Source organism: Streptomyces sp. Edi4, assembly GCF_040253615.1.
Taxonomy (GTDB): Bacteria; Actinomycetota; Actinomycetes; order Streptomycetales; family Streptomycetaceae; genus Streptomyces.
On record NZ_JBEJGY010000004.1, the window covers coordinates 5,360,332 to 5,383,011 of the forward strand.

The following is a 22,680-nucleotide window of genomic DNA, read 5'->3' on the forward strand; positions in this document are numbered from 1 at the left end:
ATGCCCATGCGGGCCAGCACGGACCCCGCCAGGGGCGCGGGGAACTGCGCGAGGAGCGACCAGGGCCCGCAGCCGAGGTCCCTGGGGCTCCGCCCCAGACCCCGTTCGGCCTGAACGGCCTCGTCCTCAATCGCCGGACCGGCTGAGGTATGCCGGACGGGCCAGCACGGACCCTGCCAGGGGCGCGGGGAACTGCGCGAGGAGCGACCACGGTCCGCAGCCGAGGTCCCTGGGGCTCCGCCCCAGACCCCGTTCGGCCTGAACGGCCTCGTCCTCAAGCGCCGGACGGGCTGACTATGCCGATGCGGGCCAGCACCAACCCCGCCAGGGGCGCGGGGAACTGCGCGGCCGGGGTCCCTGGGGTTCCGGCCGGACCGGCTGAGGTATGCCGGACGGGCCAGCACGGACCCTGCCAGGGGCGCGGGGAACTGCGCGAGGAGCGACCACGGTCCGCAGCCGAGCTCCCTGGGGCTCCGTCCGGGCGGGTTGAGGCTGCCGGTGCGGGCCGGCACCGACCCCGCCAGGGGCGCGGCCCGCACGGGATGCCCGGGCCCGTGGGCCCCGGCCGGGGCCGTTAGGGTGGCCCGAGCGCATGACGGGGGAGGGCACATTGGCGGGGATACGCACCTGGTGGCACGGTCGCGGTGGCCGCTGGACCCGCCGCGCCCTGCTCACCACCGCCCTCACCCTCAGCCTCGCCGTCGCCGCCGCAGGCGTCGGCCTGCGCGCCCAGTACGCCGGCGTCCCCGGCGCCGACACCCGGACCCGGGACCGGGACGCGTACTGGCTCGGCCACGCGTGGGTCGACGGGCGCAAGAGCGAGAGGGACCTCGACGCGTTCGCCGCCAAGGTGCGCGGCAGCGGCATCAAAGACCTTTTCGTGCACACCGGCCCCCTCAACCACGACGGCACCCTCCCCACCACCCGCTACCCCCGCGCCCGCTGGCTGGTGGACGGCGTCCACCGCAGGCTGCCCGGAGTGCGCGTCCAGGCCTGGCTCGGCGACGAGCTGGCGAGCGAGGGCCCGGTCGGCCTGCGGCTGGAGGACGCCGCGACGCGGGCCGCCGTCGTCGCGACCACCCGCCAGGTGCTCGACACCGCCCACGTCGACGGCGTCCACTTCGACCTGGAGCCGCTGCCCTCGGGCGACCGCGACTACCTCGCCCTGCTGGACTCGCTGCGCGCCCTCACCCGCCCGCGCGGCGCCCTGCTCTCGGTCGCGGCGCACCAGATAGACCCGCTGCCCGCCCTGCACGCCGCCGCCGAAGGCCTCACCGGGCACGGCAAGTGGTGGTCACAGGCGTACTTCGGCCAAGTGGCCCGCCGTGTGGACCAGATCGCCGTGATGTCGTACGACACCGCGATGCCTCTCCAGAGCCTGTACGGGGGATACGTGGCCCGCCAGACCGCGCTGGCCCTCCAAGTCACCCCGAAGGACACGGACCTGCTCATGGGGCTGCCGTTCTACGACGACGAGAGCGCGACCCACCACGGCTCCGCCGAGACCGTGGAGGCGGCCGTGCGCGGCGCCCGGCTGGGGCTCGCCCGCACCGACCGCCACCGTCAGCACTTCGGCGTCGCCCTCTACGTCGACTTCGCCGAACGTGGCGAGGACTGGGGCGCATACCGCAGGGGATGGAGCTGACGCCACGCCGCCACCCGCCGCGCGGCCACGCGGTCCCGGCTCAGTCCTCGCGGCGCCGGATGCGGCTGCCCAGCCACACCAGCGGGTCGTACTTGCGGTCCACCGCCCGCTCCTTCAACGGGATCAGCGCGTTGTCGGTGATCTTGATGTGCTCGGGGCACACCTCCGTACAGCACTTGGTGATGTTGCAGTAACCGAGACCGTGCTCGTCCTGCGCGGCTCGCTTGCGGTCCAGGCCCGCCTCGAGCGCCGCGTCCAGCGGGTGCATGTCGAGTTCGGCGACCCGCATCAAGAAGCGCGGGCCCGCGAAGGCCCCCTTGTTCTCCTCGTGGTCGCGCACCACGTGGCACGTGTCCTGGCACAGGAAGCACTCGATGCACTTGCGGAACTCCTGCGAGCGCTCCACGTCGATCTGCGCCATCCGGTACTCCCCGGGCGCCACCCCCTTGGGCGGCACGAACGCCGGCACCTCCCGCGCCTTGGTGTAGTTGAACGTGACGTCCGTGACCAGATCCCGCACAACGGGGAAGGCTCGCAAGGGAGTTACCGTGATCACGTCGCCCGGCGCGAACACCGACATCCGCGTCATGCACATCAGACGCGGCCGCCCGTTGATCTCCGCGCTGCACGAACCGCACTTGCCCGCCTTGCAGTTCCAGCGCACCGCGAGGTCGGGCGCCTGGGTCGCCTGGAGGCGGTGGATGATGTCGAGGACCACTTCGCCGTCGTTCACCTGGACCGTGAAGTCGGTGAGCTCACCGCCGCCGGTGTCGCCCCGCCAGACCCGGAAGCTCGCATCGTACGTACTCAACTCTTGAGCTCCTCTTCGGCGAGGTACTTGGCCAGCTCCTCCCTCTCGAACAGGGAGAGCAGATCGGCACGGATGGGGTCGGTCTCCTCGCGGACCAGCCGGATCTGGCCGCCCTCGGACTCGGACGGCGCCAGGCCAACGGTGGGGTCGGCCAGGCGGCACAGCAGGTTCACCCGGCGCCAGGAGCGGTCCATGGCGGGCCGGTCCTCGCGGGTGTGGCCGCCACGGCTCTCGGTCCGCTCAAGGGCGGCCCGCGCCACGCACTCGCTCACGAGCAGCATGTTGCGCAGGTCGAGCGCGAGGTGCCAGCCCGGGTTGAACTGGCGGTGCCCCTCCACCCCGGCCCGCCGGGCCCGCGTGCGCAGCTCGGCGAGTCTGCGCAGCGCCTCGCGCATCTCGCCCTCCCGGCGGATGATGCCGACCAGGTCGTTCATGGCCTGCTGGAGTTCCTGGTGCAGGGTGTACGGGTTCTCTGCGGGCGAGCCGTCCGCGGGGCCCTCGGCGCTGAAGGGGCGCAGCGCCTCGGCCGCGGCGGCGTCGATCTGGGCCTCGTCCACGGCGGGGCGTACGGCGAGCGAGTCCGCGTACCGGGCGGCGTGCAGACCGGCGCGCCGGCCGAAGACCAGGAGGTCGGAGAGCGAGTTGCCGCCGAGCCGGTTGGAGCCGTGCATGCCGCCCGCGACCTCCCCGGCCGCGAACAGGCCCGGCACCCCCCGGGCCGCCGCGCTGTCGGAGTCGACCGCCACACCGCCCATCACGTAATGGCAGGTGGGCCCCACCTCCATCGCCTCGGCCGTGATGTCCACGTCCGCCAGCTCCTTGAACTGGTGGTACATCGACGGCAGCCGGCGCCGGATCACCTCGGCCGGCATCCGGGTCGACACATCGAGGAAGACGCCGCCGTGCGGGGTGCCCCGGCCCGCCTTGACCTCGGCGTTGATGGCCCGGGCGACCTCGTCGCGGGGCAGCAGCTCGGGCGGGCGGCGGTTGTGGTCGGGGTCCTCGTACCAGCGGTCGCCCTCGTCCTCGGACTGCGCGTACTTCTCCTTGAAGACGTCCGGCACGTAGTCGAACATGAACCGCTTGCCCTCGGAGTTGCGCAGCACCCCGCCGTCGCCGCGCACCGACTCGGTGACCAGGATGCCCTTGACCGAGGGCGGCCAGACCATGCCGGTCGGGTGGAACTGCACGAACTCCATGTTCACCAGCGGCGCCCCCGCGAGCAGCGCGAGCGCGTGGCCGTCGCCGGTGTACTCCCACGAGTTGGAGGTCACCTTGAACGACTTGCCGATGCCGCCGGTGGCAAGCACCACGGCGGGGGCCTCAAGGACGAAGAAGCGGCCGCTCTCGCGCTCGTAGCAGAACGCCCCGCTGACGCGCTCGCCGTCCTTCAACACCCGTGTGACAGTGCACTCCTGAAAGACTTTCAGGCGCGCCTCGTAGTCGCCGAACTCCCGCTTGTCCTGCTGCTGGAGGCTCACGATCTTCTGCTGGAGGGTGCGGATGAGCTCAAGGCCCGTACGGTCACCGACGTGGGCCAGACGCGGGTACTCGTGACCGCCGAAGTTGCGCTGCGAGATCCGGCCGTCGGGGGTGCGGTCGAACAGGGCCCCCCACGTCTCCAGCTCCCACACGCGCTCGGGGGCCTCGCGCGCGTGCAGCTCGGCCATCCGCCACTGGTTGAGGAACTTCCCGCCGCGCATGGTGTCGCGGAAGTGGACCTGCCAGTTGTCACCGGCGTTGACATTGCCCATGGAGGCGGCGATGCCGCCCTCGGCCATCACGGTGTGCGCCTTGCCGAAGAGGGACTTGCAGATCACCGCCGTCCGCCGGCCGCGCTCCCTGGCCTCGATGGCGGCCCGCAGCCCCGCTCCGCCCGCGCCGACCACGACGACGTCCCACTGCTGCCGTTCCAGCTGAGTCATCTACGCTGCCTTCATTCAGAAGAACCTCGGATCGTCGAACGCCCCGGTGGCGAGCAGATACACATAGAAGTCGGCGAGCGCGACGCTGATCAACGACGCCCAGGCCAGCATCATGTGACGCTCATTCAGCTTCCCGACGAAGCCCCACAGCCGGTAGCGCACCGGATGCTTGGAGAAGTGCCGCAGGCGGCCGCCGACGATGTGCCGGCAGGAGTGGCAGGAGAGGGTGTACGTCCAGATCAGCGCGATGTTGACCAGGAACAGCAGGCTGCCGAGCCCCATGTGGCCCCACCGGTAGTGCTCGTCGCGGAAGGCGAGCGCCGTGTCGTACGTGAGGATGCCGGCGACGACGACCGCGAAGTAGAAGAAGTACCGGTGGACGTTTTGCAGGATCAGCGGGAAGCGGGTCTCGCCGGAGTACTTCTTGTGCGGCTCGGCCACCGCGCAGGCCGGCGGCGAGGCCCAGAAGCCCCGGTAGTACGCCTTGCGGTAGTAGTAGCAGGTCAGGCGGAAGCCGAGCGGGAAGATCAGAACGATGAGCGCCGGGGACAGGCCCCACCAGTTGCCGAAGATCTCCGCGTTCGGGCCGTGCCGCATGGGGGCGCAGTTGTCCGCGAGGCACGGCGAGTAGAAGGGCGAGACGTAGGGCGCGTGGTAGTAGTCCGCGTTCGCGAACGCCCGCCAGGTCGAGTAGACGACGAAGGCGAGCAGCCCCGCGGCGGTGACGGCCGGCGCGAGCCACCAGCGGTCGGTGCGCAGGTGGCGGGGGGTGATCGCGGCGCGTGAGGCGTCATGGACGCCGGTGCCGTCCCCTGTCAGGGGAGAGGGTTCCGTGCCTGTGGCCAAGGGGGGCTCCCGTGGAGGTCAGGGGGTGCGCCGGCCGCGGGACCGGGTGCTCCCGAGCCCTTCGTCGTCCGAGTCGGTCCAGAGCGAGGTGTCGTACGGGGCGTCGGGGATGGTGACCAGGTCGGGGCGGGCGGGGGCGCCGCCGGGGGGCGCCGCCTCGCGCAGCAGCGCGAGACTCTCGCTCAGATGGCCCGCGTCGGTCCGCACCCGCCGGATGTCCAGGCCGGGCCCGCACTCCTTCTCCAGGCGCCCCACGGACCGCAGAAGTTCCTCGAGACAGCGCTGAGTGGCCGTCAACTCGTCGTGCAGGGACATGACTTGCCCGCCTTTCGCCGGAGCGGGTGGCAATGTTCATGCGCCGAGAAGTGTGGCGCCTCACCCGCGCGATTGTGAAGGTGCGTGCACGGGGTTGTGGGGTCGCGCGGTGCGTGGGCGCCCCCTGGGGGGTGTCTGGGGGCCGGTGTCGGCCAAAAGGGTGGCCCGGGCGCCCGCGCCCCGGCGCGCGTTCGGCCGCACGGGTGGGCTTCGGGGCCCGCCGCGCCGTGTCGTCGCCCCAGGAGCGCGGGCGTCCTCTTCAGTGGCTGGGATACGTGTGATCATCACGAAATGGCATCAAATCCCATACATCTGACGAAGAGGTACAAGCCATGTCCCACGTCGGTGACCCGAACGGGGGAGCGCCCCGGATCGTCGCGGCGATCCGGACCGCGGCCTCTTGGCGGTCGCGCTCCATCGCGCTCCTGACCAGTGGAGTGCTCGCGCTCCCCGTGCTGACCGGCTGCGGCTCGTCCGACAGCGGGACCGCGGCGGGCGCCGCGCCCCAGGACATCGGGGCCGCGGCCCGGGCGAACGTCACCGACGGGGGCACCCTGAAGTGGGCCGTCGACGCGATGCCCGAGACGCTCAACACCTTCCAGGCCGACGCCGACGCCGGCACCCAGCGCGTCGCGCAGGCGGTGCTGCCCGCGCTGTTCACGCTGGACGAGCACGGCCGGCCGCAGCGCAACCCCGACTATCTGGAGTCCGCGGAGGTCGTCAAGCGCGAGCCCAAGCAGGTCGTGCTCTACAAGCTCAACCAGAAGGCGGTGTGGAGCGACGGCCGGGAGATCGGCGCGCCCGACTTCGTCGCCCAGTGGCGCGCCCTCAGCGGCAAGGACTCCGCGTACTGGACCGCCCGCAACGCCGGGTACGAGCGCATCGAGAAGATCGAGAAGGGCGCGAACGACCTGGAGGTCAAGGTCACCTTCGCCAAGCCCTACGCCGACTGGCGCTCCCTGTTCAGCCCGCTCTACCCCAAGGACGTCACCGGCACCCCCGACGCCTTCAACGACGGCGCCCGCACCAAGCTCAAGGCGACGGCGGGTCCCTTCGGCCTGAAAGAGGCCGACCGCGCGCGCGGCACCATCACCCTGGAGCGCAATCCGCGCTGGTGGGGCCGGCCCGCCAAGCTCGACAGCCTCGTCCTGACGGCTGTGGCGCGCGACAAGCGGGCCGCCGCGCTGGCGGGCGGCACCGTGGATGTGGCCGAGATCGACCGCGCCGACGCCGACCGCATCGCGCTCGCCGAACGCGACAAGGGCCAGGCCCTCAACCACGGCCCCGGCGCCGCCATCACCCCGGCCTCCGCCCTGCGCTCCTGGGCCATCGCCCACAGCGGCGAGGAGGAGAGGGCCGAGGCGGAGCGCCAGGCCCGCAAGGAGACCGAGGCCGCCGTGGAGAGGTACGCCGCCGAGCAGGCCGGCCTGCGCGGCCTCGCAGTCCGCAAGTCCCTGGAGCCCGCCTACACCCAGCTCGCCCTGAACGGCGCCTCGGGTCCGCTCGCCGATGAGCGGGTCAGGCGCGCGGTGGCCAGAGCCCTGAACCGCAAGGAGATCGCAGAGGCGGTCCTCAAGCCGCTCGGCCTGCCGGCCCAGCCTCCCGGCAGCCATCTCGCGCTGGCCGGGCAGGACGCGTACACCGACAACAGCGACGCGCTCGGCAGCCAGGACACCCAGGAGGCCCGGGCGCTGCTCGCGGATGCCGGATGGACGCCCGCCGGGGCCCGTATGAAGCCCAAGCAGGACGCCGCCAAGGCCGGCAGCAAGCCCGACGGCGAGCAGCAGTCCGAGGACGGCAAGCGCCCGGCGGCCGGAAACCACCCCAACGACGAGGGCACCTACATCGTCGGCGACGACAAGCCCGGCGGCGTGCGGGTGGCGCTGCTGCGCCAGGCCCGGCTCCTGGACGCCGAGCCCGCCGATCAGACGAAGAAGGGCGCCGACAAGCACACCAAGACCGAGGCCCGGCTCAAGGGCGGTGCCCCCGGCGCGTACGCCCCCAAGGGGACCGCGGCCCCGGCGCCCAACAGCGGACCGCTCGGCAAGGACGGCAAGCCGCTCACCCTGCGCTTCGTCCTGCCCTCGGGGCCCGGCTCGCAGTCGCTGCGTGACGTGGGCGACAGGATCGCGGCCATGCTGAAGGGCGTCGGGATCAACACCGAGACCGTCAAGGTCGCCGACGACAGCTACTTCAAGGACCACATCGCCTCCGGCGACTTCGACCTCGCCCTGTACTCCTGGCCCGGCACCGCCTACCCGGCCACCGACGACCGGCCGATCTTCGCCAAGCCGGAGCCCGCCGCCGACGGCTCGCTGGTCGTCGAGCAGAACTACAGCCGGGTCGGCACCGACCACATCGACCAGCTCTTCGAGCAGGCGGCGGGCGAGCTGGACGAGGACGAGGCACGCGACCTCGTCCAGAAGGCCGACGCCAGGATCTGGGCGGCGGCCGGCTCCATCCCGCTCTACCAGCGCCCGCAGCTGGTCGCCGTGAAGCCGAACGTGGCCAACGCGGGCGCCTTCGGCTTCGCCACCCCGCACTTCCAGGACATCGGCTTCAAGAAGCCGGCGGCGGCGCACGGCGGATCGCCGAACGAGAAGAACGAGAAGGACTAGATGAACCAGCAGGACCAGCGGGATGACAAGAACGAGAAGAACAGAAAGCGCCAGAAAGTGAGCTAGAACAGGAAATCAGCAGGTCAGGGGTGGGGCACGAACGGCGGCCCAAGCTCAGAACCTGCTCAAGTCTCTTGCCCGCCGGTCCCGCCGGCGGGCAAGGTCGGGTACGCCCCTGACCCAGGCTCAATCACGGTGCGGACCCTGCCGCCCGCCTACTCGCCCCCTGCTGAAGATCGCCGGAATCGGCCCGGGAGGCCGTCGGCGCGGCCGCCCCGTACCATGGGAGGCAGCCGTGGCCTGTCTGCCCGGCGGGCGGACGAGGACTCGACCGCGTCAGACGCCTGATCCCACGATCGAGAGAAGCGCCAGTCAGTATGCCCACGCGCCACGACATCCGTAACGTCGCCATCGTCGCCCACGTCGACCACGGCAAGACCACGCTGGTCGACGCCATGCTCAAGCAGGCCGGCGCCTTCGCCGCGCACGCCGCCGAGTCGCTCGACGACCGCATGATGGACAGCAACGATCTGGAGCGTGAGAAGGGCATCACGATCCTGGCCAAGAACACGGCCGTCAAGTACCACCCCAAGGATGGCGGCGACGTCATCACCATCAACATCATCGACACCCCGGGCCACGCCGACTTCGGTGGCGAGGTCGAGCGCGGTCTTTCGATGGTGGACGCGGTCGTCCTGCTCGTGGACGCCTCCGAGGGCCCCCTGCCGCAGACCCGTTTCGTGCTGCGCAAGGCCCTTCAGCAGCGCCTGCCCGTCATCCTGTGCATCAACAAGACGGACCGCCCCGACTCCCGGATCGACGAGGTCGTCAACGAGACGTACGACCTCTTCCTCGACCTGGACGCCGACGAGGACCAGATCGAGTTCCCGATCGTCTACGCCTGCGCCCGTGACGGCGTCGCGTCGCTGACCAAGCCGGAGGACGGCACCGTCCCGGCCGACAGCGACAACCTGGAGCCGTTCTTCTCCACGATCCTCTCCAGCGTCCCGGCCCCCGAGTACGACGAGAGCGCCCCCCTCCAGGCGCACGTCACCAACCTCGACGCCGACAACTTCCTCGGCCGCATCGCGCTGCTCCGCGTCGAGCAGGGCGAGCTGCGCAAGGGCCAGACGGTCGCGTGGATCAAGCGGGACGGCACGATCTCCAACGTCCGCATCACCGAGCTGATGATGACCGAGGCTCTGACCCGCAAGCCGGCCGAGGTGGCCGGCCCCGGTGACATCTGCGCCGTCGCGGGCATCCCCGACATCATGATCGGCGAGACCCTGGCCGACCCGGAGAACCCGATCGCGCTGCCGCTGATCACGGTCGACCAGCCGGCCATCTCCATGACCATCGGCACCAACACCTCGCCGCTGGTCGGCCGCGGTGGTTCCGGCAAGGGCGCGGACGCCAAGGCGACCGTCAAGGACCGCAAGGTCACCGCCCGTCAGGTCAAGGACCGCCTGGACCGCGAGCTCATCGGCAACGTATCGCTGCGCGTGCTGGACACCGAGCGTCCGGACGCCTGGGAGGTCCAGGGCCGCGGTGAGCTCGCGCTCGCGATCCTCGTCGAGCAGATGCGCCGCGAGGGCTTCGAGCTGACCATCGGCAAGCCGCAGGTGGTCACCAAGCTCGTCGACGGCAAGGTGCACGAGCCGGTCGAGCGCCTGACGGTGGACGTCCCCGAGGAGCACATGGGCGCGGTCACGCAGCTCATGGGCGTGCGCAAGGGCCGCATGGACAACATGTCCAACCACGGCTCCGGCTGGGTCCGCATGGAGTTCGTCGTGCCCTCGCGCGGCCTCATCGGCTTCCGTACGGAGTTCCTGACGAACACCCGCGGCACCGGTATCGCCCACTCCATCCACGAGGGTCACGAGCCGTGGTTCGGCACCCTGACGACCCGTAACAACGGTTCGCTCGTCGCCGACCGCGCCGGTTCGGTCACCCCCTTCGCGATGATCAACCTCCAGGAGCGCGGTGTGCTGTTCACCGAGCCCGGCACCGAGGTCTACGAGGGCATGATCGTCGGTGAGAACTCGCGCGCCGACGACATGGACGTGAACATCACCAAGGAGAAGAAGCTCACCAACATGCGTGCCGCTTCCGCCGACAACACCGAGAACGTGGTGCCGGCGCGCAAGCTCTCGCTCGAGCAGTCCCTGGAGTTCTGCCGCGACGACGAGTGCGTCGAGGTGACCCCGGAGGCCGTGCGCATCCGCAAGGTCGTCCTGGACGCCAAGGAGCGCGGCCGCACCGCCTCGCGCGCCAAGCGCAACTGACGCGTCTTCCGCGCCCGAAGGGCCCGGCTTCCCGGCACACGCCGCGAAGCCGGGCCCTTCGGCGTCGCCGGGAGGTTTGGACGGCCGTGTCCACCCCGGCGGGTGATCGAGTTCAAAGGACTGTCCAAAGAGCCCGGGAGTGGGCGGGGGAGGCCCTAGGGTCAAGTTGTTTTAAGGGGCATCCTGTTCGGATATCGACCGTCGCTCTCCGGAAGATGCGTTAACGGTCCGTTTCGCGGGTGTCTGTCTGTGCTCATTTTGTCCGGATTTCGGGCCGTTGCCCGGTACTGATGTTGTCAAAACGAGACCCTTTAAGTGTGGTTTACAGCCCGGCCGTACTTAATAGTTGGCTCCATTGAGCTCGGGTCAATGGGTCACGCACTGTGGGGAGTGCCGACTCACGAGCACACTCGGGGCACTTGACGTACCAGCGCTGTCAGGGGTGTCAGCGCGCGTAGAAGTGCCCTTCTTGTAGTGACAAGTGGACTCATGAGGAGGAAACCCATGCGTGGTGCTACGAGCGCCAAGTGGGTCGCGGGAGCGGCAATCATCGCCCTGGCCGCGACCGCTTGTGGCGGTGGCGGTAAGAGCGACAGCGGGGCCAAGGGGGCGGTTGACCCGAACGGCATCTTCTCCGTGGAGCTCGGTGAGCCGGAGCACGCGCTGATTCCGTCGGACACCCAGGAGTCGAACGGCAGCCTCGCCGTCAACTCGATCTTCTCCCAGCTCGTCGACTACGACGCGCAGGGCAAGCTCACGATGGTCAACGCCGAGTCCGTCACCAGCCCGGACAGCAAGACCTGGACCGTGAAGCTGAAGAAGGACTGGAAGTTCCACGACGGGACGCCGGTCACGGCCAACTCCTACGTCAAGGCGTGGAACTGGGCCGCGAACGTCAACAACAACCAGATCAACTCGTCGTGGTTCGACGCGATCAAGGGTTACACCGACGTCCACCCGGCCGAGAAGGGCGCCAAGCCCACCGCCGACGCCATGTCGGGTCTGAAGGTCGTGGACGACAACACGTTCACCATCGAGCTCAACGCCCCGCTGCCGTACTTCGCGTACAAGCTGGGTTACACGGCCTACTCGCCGCTGCCCGACTCCTTCTTCAAGGACCCGAAGGCCGCGGGCGAGCACCCGATCGGCAACGGCCCCTACAAGTTCGAGAGCTGGGACCACAAGAAGCAGATCAAGGTCGTCCGTTACGACGACTACAAGGGCCCGGACAAGGCGAAGAACGGTGGTGTTCTCTTCAAGAACTACACCACCCTCGAGGTCGCCTACCAGGACCTGAAGGCCGGCAACGTCGACGTGCTGCGCCAGATCGGCCCGAAGGACCTGCCGAAGTACCGTCAGGACCTCGGCGACCGCGCGGTTGACAAGCCGTACTCGGCCATCCAGACGATCGCGGTCGCGTTCTACACGGACCAGTGGAAGACGGTCAACCCGAAGGTGCTCCAGGGCCTTTCGATGGCGATCGACCGGGACACGATCACCAAGACCGTGCTCAACGGCACCCGTGAGCCCGCCACCGGCTGGGTCGCCAAGGGCGTCCTGGGCTACCAGCCCAACGCCGCCGGCGACATCACCAAGTACGACCCGGCCAAGGCCAAGCAGCTCATCACCGAGGGCGGCGGCGTCCCCAACGGCGCGATCACCATCCAGTACAACGCGGACGGCGGCCACAAGGAGTGGGTCGAGGCTGTCTGCAACAGCATCACCCAGGCCACCGGCGTCAAGTGCACGGGCGACAGCAAGCCCGACTTCCAGGCCGACAACCAGGCCAGGAACAGCAAGCAGGTCAAGTCGCTCTACCGCTCCGGCTGGGTGCTCGACTACCCGGTGAACGCCAACTTCATCAGCGACCTGTTCCGTACGGACGCGGGCGGCAACCAGGGTGGGTTCTCCAACAAGGACCTCGATGCGAAGATCGCCAAGGCGGACTCCGCGGCGTCCCTGGACGACTCGGTGAAGCAGTACCAGGACATCGAGAAGGACCTGGTCAACTACATGCCGTCGATCCCCCTCTGGTACTACAAGGTCAACGCCGGCTACTCGCAGGCGGTTTCCGGCGTGGACTACAACCAGCAGGGTGACCCGATCCTGACGGACATCCAGGTTCACAAGAAGTAGTCATCACCGAAGCGTAGTTCGCACGCGGTGCGGGACCGCGACCACGATCCGGTCCCGCACCTGGCCGTACGCTGTGGCCCGGGCCCTTCCACGACACCCCGCGCCGTCAGGCGCGGGCCACGGGAGGGCCCGTGGGCTGCCGCTGCCACTTCTATGGAGGCACGATGGGGCGCTATGTCGCACGACGACTGCTCCAGATGATCCCGGTCTTCCTCGGGACAACTCTGCTGATCTTCCTCATGGTCTACACGCTGCCCGGCGACCCCGTCGCGGCGCTGTTCGGCGACAAGGCCGCCGACCCGACCACCGTCGCGAAGATCAGACACGACCTCGGTCTTGATCAACCCGTCCTGAAGCAGTACTGGGACTACATGTCCGGCATCGTGCTGCACTTCGACTTCGGCAACCAGATCGCCAGCGGGCGGCCGGTCACCGACGTCCTGAGCGGCGCCTTCCCCGTCACGCTGCGTCTGGCGGGTCTGGCGTTCGTCTTCGAGATCGTCGCCGGCCTCGGCCTGGGCATCTTCGCGGGCATGCGCGCCGGACGGCTGGCCGACAACGCCATCCTGATCTTCACGCTGATCATCATCTCGGTCCCGGTCTTCGTGATCGGCAACATCGTCACGGGTGTCTTCGGCGTCGAGAACGTCAGCCTCGACGAGAACACCAGTGAACTGATCGCGCCCGCGATGGTCCTCGGCTCGCTCTCGCTCGCCTATGTCGTCCGGCTCACCCGGACCTCGATGGCCGAGAACCTGCGCGCCGACTACATGCGCACGGCGGTCGCCAAGGGACTGCCGCGCAGCCGCGTCATCGGCGTCCACCTGATGCGCAACTCGCTCATCCCGGTCGTCACCTTCCTCGGCACCGACCTCGGCGCGCTGATGGGTGGCGCGGTCGTCACCGAGAGCATCTTCAACATCAAGGGCGTCGGCGGACTGATCTACGAGTCGATCGTCCGGCGCGAGGGCACCACCCTCGTCGGTCTGGTGACCATCCTCGTGATCGTCTACCTCGTCATGGCCCTGCTCGTCGACCTGCTGTACGCGGTCCTGGACCCGAGGATCCGGTATGCCTGACCTGATCAAGACCGCTCCGGAGGCCGACGAGGCCGGACCCGCCGTCCCGCCCGCCGCCCCCAAGTCCGAGAAGACCCGCAGCCTGTGGGGCGACGCCTGGGTCGACCTGCGGCGCAACCCGTACTTCCTCGTGGCGTCCGTGCTGATCCTTGTCCTGCTGATCATCGCGGCGTTCCCGACGCTGTTCACCAGCGCCTCGCCCACCACCGGCGACCTGGTGCACCACTACCTCGGCAAGCCGGAGCTCAGCAAGGTCGGCTCGCCCGAATGGCTCGGCTACGACGGCCAGGGCCGCAGCGTCTACGCCCGTCTGATCCACGGCACCCGTGCCTCGATCATCGTCGGCATCTCCGTGACCCTGCTCGTGACCGTAATCGGCGGGCTCATCGGACTCGTCGCCGGCTACTTCGGCGGCTGGCTGGACGCGCTGCTCTCCGGCTTCGTGACCAACGTCTTCTTCGGCATCCCCTTCCTGCTCGGCTCGATGGTCGTCCTTCAGTCCTTCACCTCTCGCTCGGTGTGGGTGGTGTCCCTGGCGCTGGCGTTCCTCGGCTGGACCCAGACCGCCCGTGTCATGCGCGGCGCGGTGCTGACCATCAAGCAGTCGGACTACGTGCACGCCGCCAAGGCGCTGGGCGCGTCCACCTCGCGGATCCTGTTCCGGCACATCCTGCCGAACGCGATGGCCCCGGTGATCGTGGTCTCCACGATCTCGCTGGGTGTCTTCATCTCGGCCGAGGCGACCCTGTCCTACCTGGGACTCGGCCTGTCGTCCCCGGCCATCTCCTGGGGTGTGGACATCTCCGCGGGCATCGCCCAGATCCGTACGGCGCAGCACATCATGCTGTACCCGTCGATCATGCTGAGCATCACCGTTCTGGCGTTCATCATGCTCGGCGAAGCCGTCCGTAACGCCCTCGACCCGAAGATGCGCTGAGGAGGGCATACGACGTGAGCATCAGCGACAACACGGCCAACACGGCCAACACGGCCAAGACCACCAACACCGCCACCATCCCGGCGCCCCGGGGCGAGGACGACCACAAGGGCCCGCTGCTCGAAGTGCGCGACCTGCACGTGGAGTTCCACACCCGTGAGGGCGTGGCCAAGGCGGTCAACGGAGTCAACTACTCGGTGAACGCCGGCGAAACCCTCGCCGTCCTCGGTGAGTCCGGCTCCGGCAAGTCCGTGACCGCGCAGGCGATCATGGGCATCCTGGACATGCCGCCGGGCAGGATCCCCCAGGGCGAGATCCTCTTCCGCGGCCAGGACATGCTGAAGATGTCCGCAGAGGAGCGCCGCAAGATCCGTGGCCGGAAGATCGCGATGATCTTCCAGGACGCGCTCTCCTCGCTCAACCCCGTGCTCACCGTGGGCTACCAGCTGGGCGAGATGTTCCGGGTCCACCAGGGCCTGTCCAAGAAGGCGGCCAAGGACAAGGCCGTCGAGCTGATGGACCGGGTCAAGATCCCCGCCGCCAGGGCCCGGGTCAACGACTACCCCCACCAGTTCTCCGGCGGCATGCGCCAGCGCATCATGATCGCCATGGCGCTGGCCCTGGAGCCGGACCTGATCATCGCGGACGAGCCGACCACCGCGCTCGACGTGACCGTCCAGGCCCAGGTCATGGATCTGCTCGCGGAGCTCCAGCGCGAGTTCAACATGGGTCTGATCCTGATCACCCACGACCTCGGCGTGGTCGCCGACGTCGCGGACAAGATCGCGGTCATGTACGCCGGCCGGATCGTCGAGCAGGCGCCGGTGCGCGAGATCTACAAGCGTCCCGCGCACCCGTACACCAAGGGCCTGCTGGCCTCGATCCCGCGGCTCGACCAGAAGGGCCAGGAGCTCTTCGCGATCAAGGGCCTGCCGCCCAACCTCCTGAAGGTGCCCTCGGGTTGCGCGTTCAACCCCCGGTGCACCATGGCGCAGGACATCTGCCGCACCGACATCCCGGCGCTCCTCCCGGTCACCGAGCGGGACGGCACCGAGCTGACCGGCCGCGGCAGCGCCTGCCACTTCTGGAAGGAGACGATCGATGGCTGAGCTCAAGAAGACGGACGAGACCCCGAACGTCACCGACGTCGTACAGCAGGACGCCTCGACGACCTCCGAGGTCGAGGCGATCCTGGACGCCCGGGTCGACCGGGGCGAGCCGATCCTCCAGGTGCGCAACCTGGTCAAGCACTTCCCGCTGACCAGCGGCATCCTCGTCAAGAAGCAGGTCGGCGCGGTCAAGGCCGTGGACGACATCTCCTTCGACCTGTACCAGGGCGAGACCCTGGGCATCGTCGGCGAGTCCGGCTGCGGCAAGTCGACCGTCGCCAAGCTCCTGATGACGCTGGAGCAGGCGACGTCCGGCGAGGTCTTCTACAAGGGCCAGGACATCACCAAGCTGTCCGGGCGCGCCCTGAAGGCCGTCCGCCGCAACATCCAGATGGTGTTCCAGGACCCGTACACCTCGCTGAACCCGCGCATGACGGTCGGCGACATCATCGGGGAGCCCTTCGACATCCACCCCGAGGTGGCTCCCAAGGGCGACCGGCGGCGCAAGGTCCAGGAGCTCCTGGACGTCGTGGGCCTGAACCCGGAGTACATCAACCGCTACCCGCACCAGTTCTCCGGCGGTCAGCGCCAGCGCATCGGCATCGCCCGCGGCCTGGCCCTGCACCCCGAGATCATCATCTGCGACGAGCCGGTCTCCGCCCTGGACGTCTCCGTCCAGGCGCAGGTCATCAACCTGATGGGGAAGCTCCAGGACGAGTTCAACCTCTCCTACCTCTTCATCGCGCACGACCTGTCGATCGTCCGGCACATCTCGGACCGGGTCGGGGTGATGTACCTCGGCAAGATGGCCGAGATCGGCACCGACCAGCAGATCTACGAGCACCCGACGCACCCCTACACCCAGGCGCTGCTCTCCGCCGTCCCGGTCCCCGACCCGGACGCGCGCGAGCACCGCGAGCGGATCATCCTCACCGGTGACGTCCCCTCGCCCGCCAACCCGCCGTCGGGCTGCCGCTTCCGCACCCGGTGCTGGAAGGCGCAGGACCGCTGCGCGACCGAGCTGCCGCTGCTCGCGATCCCGGAGCGCTTCCAGGGTCTGGACAGCCCGGTGGCGCACGAGTCGGCGTGCCACTTCGCCGAGGAGAAGGCTGCTCTTATCGGTTAGAAGCGTGGCGTCGACGCGGCCTGAACACAGCGTCATACGGGTGGGCCCGCGGTTCCTTCACCGGAACTGCGGGCCCACCCGTCTGTGCGCCCGTACGGCCTCGGCCGACGTGCGGTACGCGCACTTCTGGGGTGATATGTGGGCCTGAGTGTGACTTGGACTCGAATGGGACTCTGGGAGGACTCCATGCGCGGAGCCACGCACGCCAAGTGGGCCGCAGGTGTGGTGGCCATCGCCCTGGCGGCGACGGCCTGCGGTGGCGGGGGCAGCGGCGGCGGCAGTGGCGCCGACGGCATCGTCAGCTCCTCCTGGGGCGATCCGCAGAACCCCCTGGAGCCGGCCAACACCAACGAGGTCCAGGGCGGCAAGGTCCTGGACATGCTGATGCGCGGGCTCAAGCGGTACGACCCGAAGACCGGCGAGGCGAAGGACATGCTCGCCCAGAAGATCGACACCTCGGACTCGCAGAACTTCCGCGTCACCCTCAAGGACGGCTGGACGTTCTCCAACGGCGAGAAGGTCACCGCCAAGTCCTTCGTGGACGCCTGGAACTACGGCGCCAACCTGAAGAACAACCAGAAGAACGCCTCGATGTTCGCCTACATCGACGGGTACGACCAGATCCACCCCAAGAGCGGCAGCGCGAAGACCGACACTCTGTCCGGGCTCAAGGTCGTCGACGACAAGACCTTCACGGTCAAGCTCAACCAGAAGTTCTCCACCTGGCCCGACACCCTGGGCTACCCCGCCTTCGCCCCGCTGCCCCGGGCGTTCTTCGACCATCACGCGGCCTGGCTGTCCAAACCCATCGGCAACGGCCCCTACCTGGTGGACTCCTACACCAAGGGCTCCAAGCTCGCGCTGCGCAAATGGGCCGGGTACATGGGCGCGGACAAGGCGCAGAACGGCGGCATCGACCTCAAGGTCTACACCGACAACAACACCGCCTACACCGACCTGACGGCCGGCAACCTCGACCTGGTCGACGACGTGCCCGCCTCCCAGCTCAAGAACGTCAAGGCCGACCTCGGCGACCGGTACATCAACACCCCCGCCGGCATCATCCAGACGCTCGCCTTCCCCTACTACGACGCCGCCTGGAACACCCCGGACGCCGTCAAGGTCCGCAAGGGGATCTCGATGGCGATCAACCGGCAGCAGATCACCGACACCATCTTCCAGAAGACCCGCACCCCCGCCACCGACTGGACCTCCCCGGTGCTCGGCACGGCCGGCGGCTACAAGGCCGGGCTCTGTGGCGACGGCTGCACCTACAACCCCACCGAGGCCAAGAAGCTCATCTCCGAGGCGGGCGGTATCCCCGGTGGCCAGCTGAAGATCACGTACAACGCGGACACCGGCTCGCACAAGGAGTGGGTCGACGCCATCTGCAACAGCGTCAACAACGCGCTCGGCAACGACAAGGCGTGCGTGGGCGGCCCGGTCGGCACCTTCGCCGACTTCCGCAGCCAGATCACCCAGTCCAAGATGAGCGGCCCCTTCCGGGCCGGCTGGCAGATGGACTACCCGCTGATCCAGAACTTCCTCCAGCCGCTGTACTACACCGGAGCCTCCTCCAACGACGGCAAGTGGACCAACGCCGAGTTCGACAAGCTCGTCGACCAGGCCAACGCGGAGACCGACAAGGCCAAGGCCGTCGCGGACTTCCAGCAGGCCGAAGGGGTCGTACGGGACCAGATGGCGGCCATTCCGCTCTGGTACCAGAACGGCAGCGCGGGCTACTCCGAGCGGGTCTCGAACGTCTCGCTCAACCCGTTCAGCGTCCCGGTCTACGACCAGATCAAGGTCAGCTGACGTCGATCCCCGGAGGGCCCGATGGGACGGTATGTGATCCGGCGTCTGCTCCAGATGATCCCGGTCTTCTTCGGGGCCACGCTGCTGATCTTCCTCATGGTGAACGTCATGGGGGACCCGATCGCCGGCCTGTGCGGCGACAAGGCGTGCGACCCCGCCACCGCGGCGCAGCTCGAGAAGGAGTTCGGCCTCGACAAGCCGGTGTGGCAGCAGTACCTGACGTACATGGGGAACGTGTTCACCGGAGACTTCGGGACCGCGTTCAACGGGCAGAAGGTCACCGAGCTGATGTCCGCCGCCTTCCCCGTCACCATCCGGCTGACCGTCGTGGCGATCGTCTTCGAGATCGTCATCGGCATCAGCCTCGGCGTGATCACCGGGCTGCGGCGCGGCCGGCCCGTCGACACCGTCGTCCTGATGCTGACCCTCATCGTCATCGCCATCCCCGTCTTCGTCACGGGCCTGCTGCTCCAGCTGTTCCTCGGCGTGGAGTGGGGGGTCGTCAGACCCACCGTCTCGCCGGAGGCGCCGTTCGACGAACTCCTGGTCCCCGGCCTGGTGCTGGCGTCCGTCTCGCTGGCGTACGTCACCCGGCTCACCCGGACCTCGATCGCCGAGAACTCCCGCGCCGACTACGTCCGCACGGCCGTCGCCAAGGGCCTGCCCCGGCACCGGGTGATCACCCGGCACCTGCTGCGCAACTCCCTGATCCCCGTGGTCACCTTCATCGGCACGGATGTCGGCGCCCTGATGGGCGGCGCGATCGTCACCGAGCGGATCTTCAACATCCACGGCGTCGGCTACCAGCTCTACCAGGGCATCCTGCGCCAGAGCACCCAGACCGTGGTCGGCTTCGTGACCGTGCTCGTGCTCGTCTTCCTGATCGCCAACCTCATCGTCGACCTTCTGTACGCCGTACTCGACCCGAGGATCCGCTATGCCTGAGCCGTACGACGAAGGAGCGATCGCCGGTACGGGCGCCGGCGGGGCGATGGACCTCGCGGCGAGCGAGGCGACGACGCTGGAGCGCACCCCGGGCGGACCGCAGGGCACCGGCCCCACCGAGAAGGCGCGCTCGCTGTGGTCGGACGCCTGGCGCGACCTGCGGCGCAACCCCGTCTTCCTCATCTCCGGGCTCGTCATCCTCTTCCTGGTCGTCATCTCCCTGTGGCCCTCGCTGATCGCCAGTGGCAATCCGCTCCAGTGCGACCTCGCCAAGGCCCAGGAGGGCTCCCAGCCGGGCCACCCCTTCGGCTACAACGGGCAGGGCTGCGACGTCTACACGCGGACCGTCTACGGCGCGCGCACCTCGGTCACCGTGGGCGTGTGCACCACCGTCGGCGTCGCCCTGTTCGGCTCGTTCGTCGGCGGTCTCGCCGGGTTCTTCGGCGGCGGCTGGGACGCGCTGCTCTCCCGCGTCACCGACATCTTCTTCGGCATCCCGGTGGTCCTGGGCGGTCTGGTCTTCCTGTCGGTGGTCACCTCCTCCACCGTCTGGCCGGTCATCGGCTTCATGATCCTGCTGGGCTGGCCGCAGATCGCCCGCATCGCGCGCGGCTCCGTCATCACCGCCAAACAGAACGACTACGTCCAGGCGGCCCGCGCGCTCGGAGCCTCCAACTCCCGGATGCTGCTGCGCCACATCGCGCCGAACGCCGTCGCCCCGGTGATCGTCGTGGCGACGATCGCGCTCGGTACGTACATCGCGCTCGAAGCGACGCTGTCCTACCTCGGCGTCGGCCTCAAGCCGCCCACCGTCTCCTGGGGCATCGACATCTCGTCCGCTTCGCAGTACATCCGCAACGCCCCGCACATGATGCTCTGGCCGGCCGGCGCGCTGGCCCTGACCGTGCTCGCGTTCATCATGCTCGGCGACGCGGTGCGCGACGCCCTCGACCCCAAGCTGCGATGAGGAGACCGGCCATGCTGCTCGAAGTACGCGACCTCCAGGTCGAGTTCAGAACGCGCGAGGGTGTCGCCAAGGCCGTCAACGGGGTCACCTACTCGGTGGAGGCGGGCGAAACCCTCGCCGTGCTGGGCGAGTCGGGCTCGGGCAAGTCCGTCACCGCGCAGGCCGTGATGGGGATCCTGGACATGCCACCGGGGCGGATCGCGGGCGGCGAGATCGTCTTCAAGGGTACGGACCTCCTGAAGACCAAGGAGGACGAGCGGCGCAAGATCCGCGGCTCCGACATGGCCATGATCTTCCAGGACGCGCTCTCCTCCCTGAACCCGGTGCTCAGCGTCGGCGACCAGCTCGCGGAGATGTTCATCGTCCACCGGGGCGCCTCCCGCAAGGACGGCCGGGCCAGGGCCGTCGAGCTGATGGACCGGGTGCGCATCCCGGCGGCGAAGGAGCGGGTGGGCCAGTACCCTCACCAGTTCTCCGGTGGCATGCGCCAGCGCATCATGATCGCGATGGCGATGGCCCTGGAGCCTTCACTGATCATCGCGGACGAGCCGACCACCGCGCTCGATGTCACCGTGCAGGCCCAAGTCATGGACCTGCTGGGCGAGTTGAGGCACGAGCTGAACATGGGGCTCATCCTGATCACCCACGACCTCGGCGTGGTCGCCGACGTCGCGGACAAGATCGCGGTGATGTACGCGGGCCGCATCGTCGAGCACGCCCCCGTGCACGAGATCTACCGGGCCCCCGCGCATCCGTACACCAAGGGCCTGCTCGCCTCGATCCCGCGCCTGGACCAGAAGGGGCGCGAGCTGTACGCGATCAAGGGCCTGCCCCCCAACCTGACGCACATCCCGCCGGGCTGCGCCTTCAACCCGCGCTGCCCGATGGCCCAGGACATCTGCCGCACCGAGGTGCCGCCGCTGTTCGACGTGGGTCCCGGGCGGCGCAGCGCGTGCTTCTTCTGGAAGGAGACCCTTGATGGCTGAGGCCATTCTGGAGGTCAGGGACCTGGTCAAGCACTATCCGCTGACCCAGGGCGTCCTGTTCAGGAAGCAGATCGGGGCGGTCAAGGCGGTCGACGGGGTGTCCTTCGACGTCGCGGCGGGCGAAACGCTCGGCATCGTGGGCGAGTCGGGGTGCGGCAAGTCGACGGTGGCCAAGATGCTGGTCAATCTGGAGCGGCCGACGGCGGGGCGGATCTCGTACAAGGGCGAGGACATCACCACGATGTCCGGGCGCGCGCTCAAGGCGGTCCGGCGCAACATCCAGATGGTCTTCCAGGACCCGTACACCTCGCTGAACCCGCGCATGACGGTCGGGGACATCATCGGGGAGCCGTACGAGATCCACCCCGAGGTGGCGCCGAAGGGGGACCGGCGCCGCAAGGTCCAGGACCTGCTCGACGTGGTCGGCCTCAACCCCGAGTACATCAACCGCTACCCGCACCAGTTCTCCGGCGGGCAGCGCCAGCGCATCGGCATCGCGCGGGGGCTCGCGCTCCGGCCCGAGATCATCGTCGCGGACGAGCCGGTCTCCGCGCTCGACGTCTCGGTGCAGGCGCAGGTCGTCAACCTCCTGGAGCGCCTCCAGAGCGAGTTCTCCCTCTCCTACGTCTTCATCGCCCACGACCTGTCCATCGTGCGGCACATCTCCGACCGGGTCGGCGTGATGTACCTCGGCCGGGTCGTGGAGATCGGGCGGGACGAGGAGATCTACGAGCATCCCACCCACCCCTACACGCAGGCGTTGCTGTCGGCGGTGCCGGTGCCGGATCCGGCGGCGCGGGAGGTGCGTGAGCGGATCATTCTCACCGGGGATGTGCCCTCGCCCGCCAACCCGCCGTCGGGGTGCCGCTTTCGTACGCGGTGCTGGAAGGCGCGGGAGCGGTGTGCGCGGGAGGTGCCGTTGCTCGCGGTGCCGGCCGAGTTCCGTCTGGCGTCCGGGCCGGCCCGGCATCCCTCCGCGTGCCACTTCGCGGAGGAGAAAAGGGTGGTCCCTCCGGGGGGCTAGCTCCTGGCCGGGGTGCCTGGTGCCGCCTTCCGCGCGCGGATCGTACGTGGTTGCCCGCACAGTTCCCCGCGCCCCTTTGGGGGGTGCTCGGCTGCGCGTCGCGGTGGGTGG

17 protein-coding genes are annotated in these 22,680 nt (G+C 69.0%); 13 read left to right on the forward strand and 4 right to left on the reverse strand.

Annotated elements, in window-relative coordinates; translation table 11 throughout:
- Window positions 1-592: 592 nt before the first annotated feature.
- Window positions 593-1,645 carry a glycosyl hydrolase family 18 protein gene (locus ABR738_RS26495; RefSeq protein WP_350232454.1) on the forward strand — a complete coding sequence of 351 codons (1,053 nt, stop codon included), beginning with the start codon at window positions 593-595 and terminating at the stop codon, window positions 1,643-1,645.
- Between the two features lie 40 nt (window positions 1,646-1,685).
- On the opposite strand, the gene ABR738_RS26500 is transcribed toward ABR738_RS26495, so the two are convergent.
- From ABR738_RS26500 to ABR738_RS26515, 4 genes are read right to left on the reverse strand one after another with little or no spacing between them, the layout of a single operon-like run.
- Complete coding sequence (locus tag ABR738_RS26500) at window positions 1,686-2,456, reverse strand: succinate dehydrogenase/fumarate reductase iron-sulfur subunit (RefSeq protein WP_350232455.1); 771 nt, start codon at window positions 2,454-2,456, stop codon at window positions 1,686-1,688.
- The gene (locus tag ABR738_RS26505) at window positions 2,453-4,381 is read right to left on the reverse strand and encodes a fumarate reductase/succinate dehydrogenase flavoprotein subunit (RefSeq protein ID WP_350232456.1); all 1,929 of its coding nucleotides are present in this window, start codon (window positions 4,379-4,381) and stop codon (window positions 2,453-2,455) included. Before ABR738_RS26505 ends, ABR738_RS26500 begins: the two co-directional genes overlap by 4 nt.
- 15 nt (window positions 4,382-4,396) lie before the next feature.
- A complete protein-coding gene (gene sdhC / locus ABR738_RS26510) occupies window positions 4,397-5,227 on the reverse strand; it encodes a succinate dehydrogenase subunit SdhC (RefSeq protein ID WP_350232457.1) in 831 nt (276 codons plus the stop codon).
- An 18-nt stretch (window positions 5,228-5,245) separates the two neighbouring features.
- Window positions 5,246-5,542 (reverse strand): Rv0250c family protein, encoded by a 297-nt coding sequence (locus ABR738_RS26515; protein WP_350232458.1) that lies wholly within the window; start codon window positions 5,540-5,542, stop codon window positions 5,246-5,248.
- Between the two features lie 332 nt (window positions 5,543-5,874).
- On the opposite strand from ABR738_RS26515, the gene ABR738_RS26520 reads away from it, so the two are divergent.
- The 12 genes from ABR738_RS26520 to ABR738_RS26575 all read left to right on the forward strand — a co-directional run bounded on the left by ABR738_RS26520 (window position 5,875) and on the right by ABR738_RS26575 (window position 22,569).
- Complete coding sequence (locus tag ABR738_RS26520) at window positions 5,875-8,160, forward strand: ABC transporter family substrate-binding protein (protein WP_350232459.1); 2,286 nt, start codon at window positions 5,875-5,877, stop codon at window positions 8,158-8,160.
- Window positions 8,161-8,537: 377 nt separating this feature from the next.
- Window positions 8,538-10,445 (forward strand): translational GTPase TypA, encoded by a 1,908-nt coding sequence (gene typA / locus ABR738_RS26525; protein WP_350232460.1) that lies wholly within the window; start codon window positions 8,538-8,540, stop codon window positions 10,443-10,445.
- Between the two features lie 504 nt (window positions 10,446-10,949).
- A complete protein-coding gene (locus ABR738_RS26530) occupies window positions 10,950-12,581 on the forward strand; it encodes a peptide ABC transporter substrate-binding protein (RefSeq protein WP_350232461.1) in 1,632 nt (543 codons plus the stop codon).
- Window positions 12,582-12,745: 164 nt separating this feature from the next.
- On the forward strand, window positions 12,746-13,660 hold the full coding sequence (locus ABR738_RS26535; RefSeq protein WP_350232462.1) for an ABC transporter permease: 915 nt from the start codon (window positions 12,746-12,748) through the stop codon (window positions 13,658-13,660).
- On the forward strand, window positions 13,653-14,597 hold the full coding sequence (locus ABR738_RS26540) for an ABC transporter permease (RefSeq protein ID WP_350232463.1): 945 nt from the start codon (window positions 13,653-13,655) through the stop codon (window positions 14,595-14,597). Before ABR738_RS26535 ends, ABR738_RS26540 begins: the two co-directional genes overlap by 8 nt.
- 77 nt (window positions 14,598-14,674) lie before the next feature.
- Window positions 14,675-15,706 carry an ABC transporter ATP-binding protein gene (locus ABR738_RS26545; RefSeq protein WP_350234757.1) on the forward strand — a complete coding sequence of 344 codons (1,032 nt, stop codon included), beginning with the start codon at window positions 14,675-14,677 and terminating at the stop codon, window positions 15,704-15,706.
- Entirely contained in the window at window positions 15,699-16,832 is a 1,134-nt protein-coding gene (locus tag ABR738_RS26550) for an ABC transporter ATP-binding protein (protein ID WP_350232464.1), read from the forward strand. Before ABR738_RS26545 ends, ABR738_RS26550 begins: the two co-directional genes overlap by 8 nt.
- A gap of 186 nt (window positions 16,833-17,018) precedes the next feature.
- Complete coding sequence (locus ABR738_RS26555; protein WP_350232465.1) at window positions 17,019-18,647, forward strand: peptide ABC transporter substrate-binding protein; 1,629 nt, start codon at window positions 17,019-17,021, stop codon at window positions 18,645-18,647.
- Between the two features lie 21 nt (window positions 18,648-18,668).
- Window positions 18,669-19,592, forward strand: coding sequence for an ABC transporter permease (locus tag ABR738_RS26560; protein WP_350232466.1), 924 nt, complete (start codon window positions 18,669-18,671; stop codon window positions 19,590-19,592).
- Window positions 19,585-20,559 (forward strand): ABC transporter permease, encoded by a 975-nt coding sequence (locus ABR738_RS26565; RefSeq protein ID WP_350232467.1) that lies wholly within the window; start codon window positions 19,585-19,587, stop codon window positions 20,557-20,559. The genes ABR738_RS26560 and ABR738_RS26565 overlap by 8 nt, the downstream gene beginning before the upstream one ends.
- An 11-nt stretch (window positions 20,560-20,570) precedes the next feature.
- Window positions 20,571-21,545: an ABC transporter ATP-binding protein gene (locus ABR738_RS26570; RefSeq protein WP_350232468.1), complete on the forward strand. Its 975-nt coding sequence runs from the start codon at window positions 20,571-20,573 to the stop codon at window positions 21,543-21,545.
- Window positions 21,538-22,569, forward strand: coding sequence for an ABC transporter ATP-binding protein (locus ABR738_RS26575; RefSeq protein WP_350232469.1), 1,032 nt, complete (start codon window positions 21,538-21,540; stop codon window positions 22,567-22,569). The genes ABR738_RS26570 and ABR738_RS26575 overlap by 8 nt, the downstream gene beginning before the upstream one ends.
- Window positions 22,570-22,680: the final 111 nt, after the last annotated feature.

Coding starts and splice junctions, on each gene's coding strand:
- ABR738_RS26560 (WP_350232466.1), top strand. CDS start 18,669: ATGGGACGGTATGTGATCCGGCGTCTGCTCCAGATGATCCCGGTCTTC.
- ABR738_RS26575 (WP_350232469.1), top strand. CDS start 21,538: ATGGCTGAGGCCATTCTGGAGGTCAGGGACCTGGTCAAGCACTATCCG.
- ABR738_RS26495 (WP_350232454.1), top strand. CDS start 593: ATGACGGGGGAGGGCACATTGGCGGGGATACGCACCTGGTGGCACGGT.
- ABR738_RS26555 (WP_350232465.1), top strand. CDS start 17,019: ATGCGCGGAGCCACGCACGCCAAGTGGGCCGCAGGTGTGGTGGCCATC.
- ABR738_RS26515 (WP_350232458.1), bottom strand. CDS start 5,542: ATGTCCCTGCACGACGAGTTGACGGCCACTCAGCGCTGTCTCGAGGAA.
- ABR738_RS26570 (WP_350232468.1), top strand. CDS start 20,571: ATGCTGCTCGAAGTACGCGACCTCCAGGTCGAGTTCAGAACGCGCGAG.
- ABR738_RS26540 (WP_350232463.1), top strand. CDS start 13,653: ATGCCTGACCTGATCAAGACCGCTCCGGAGGCCGACGAGGCCGGACCC.
- ABR738_RS26505 (WP_350232456.1), bottom strand. CDS start 4,381: ATGACTCAGCTGGAACGGCAGCAGTGGGACGTCGTCGTGGTCGGCGCG.
- typA (WP_350232460.1), top strand. CDS start 8,538: ATGCCCACGCGCCACGACATCCGTAACGTCGCCATCGTCGCCCACGTC.
- ABR738_RS26530 (WP_350232461.1), top strand. CDS start 10,950: ATGCGTGGTGCTACGAGCGCCAAGTGGGTCGCGGGAGCGGCAATCATC.
- ABR738_RS26565 (WP_350232467.1), top strand. CDS start 19,585: ATGCCTGAGCCGTACGACGAAGGAGCGATCGCCGGTACGGGCGCCGGC.
- ABR738_RS26520 (WP_350232459.1), top strand. CDS start 5,875: ATGTCCCACGTCGGTGACCCGAACGGGGGAGCGCCCCGGATCGTCGCG.
- ABR738_RS26535 (WP_350232462.1), top strand. CDS start 12,746: ATGGGGCGCTATGTCGCACGACGACTGCTCCAGATGATCCCGGTCTTC.
- ABR738_RS26550 (WP_350232464.1), top strand. CDS start 15,699: ATGGCTGAGCTCAAGAAGACGGACGAGACCCCGAACGTCACCGACGTC.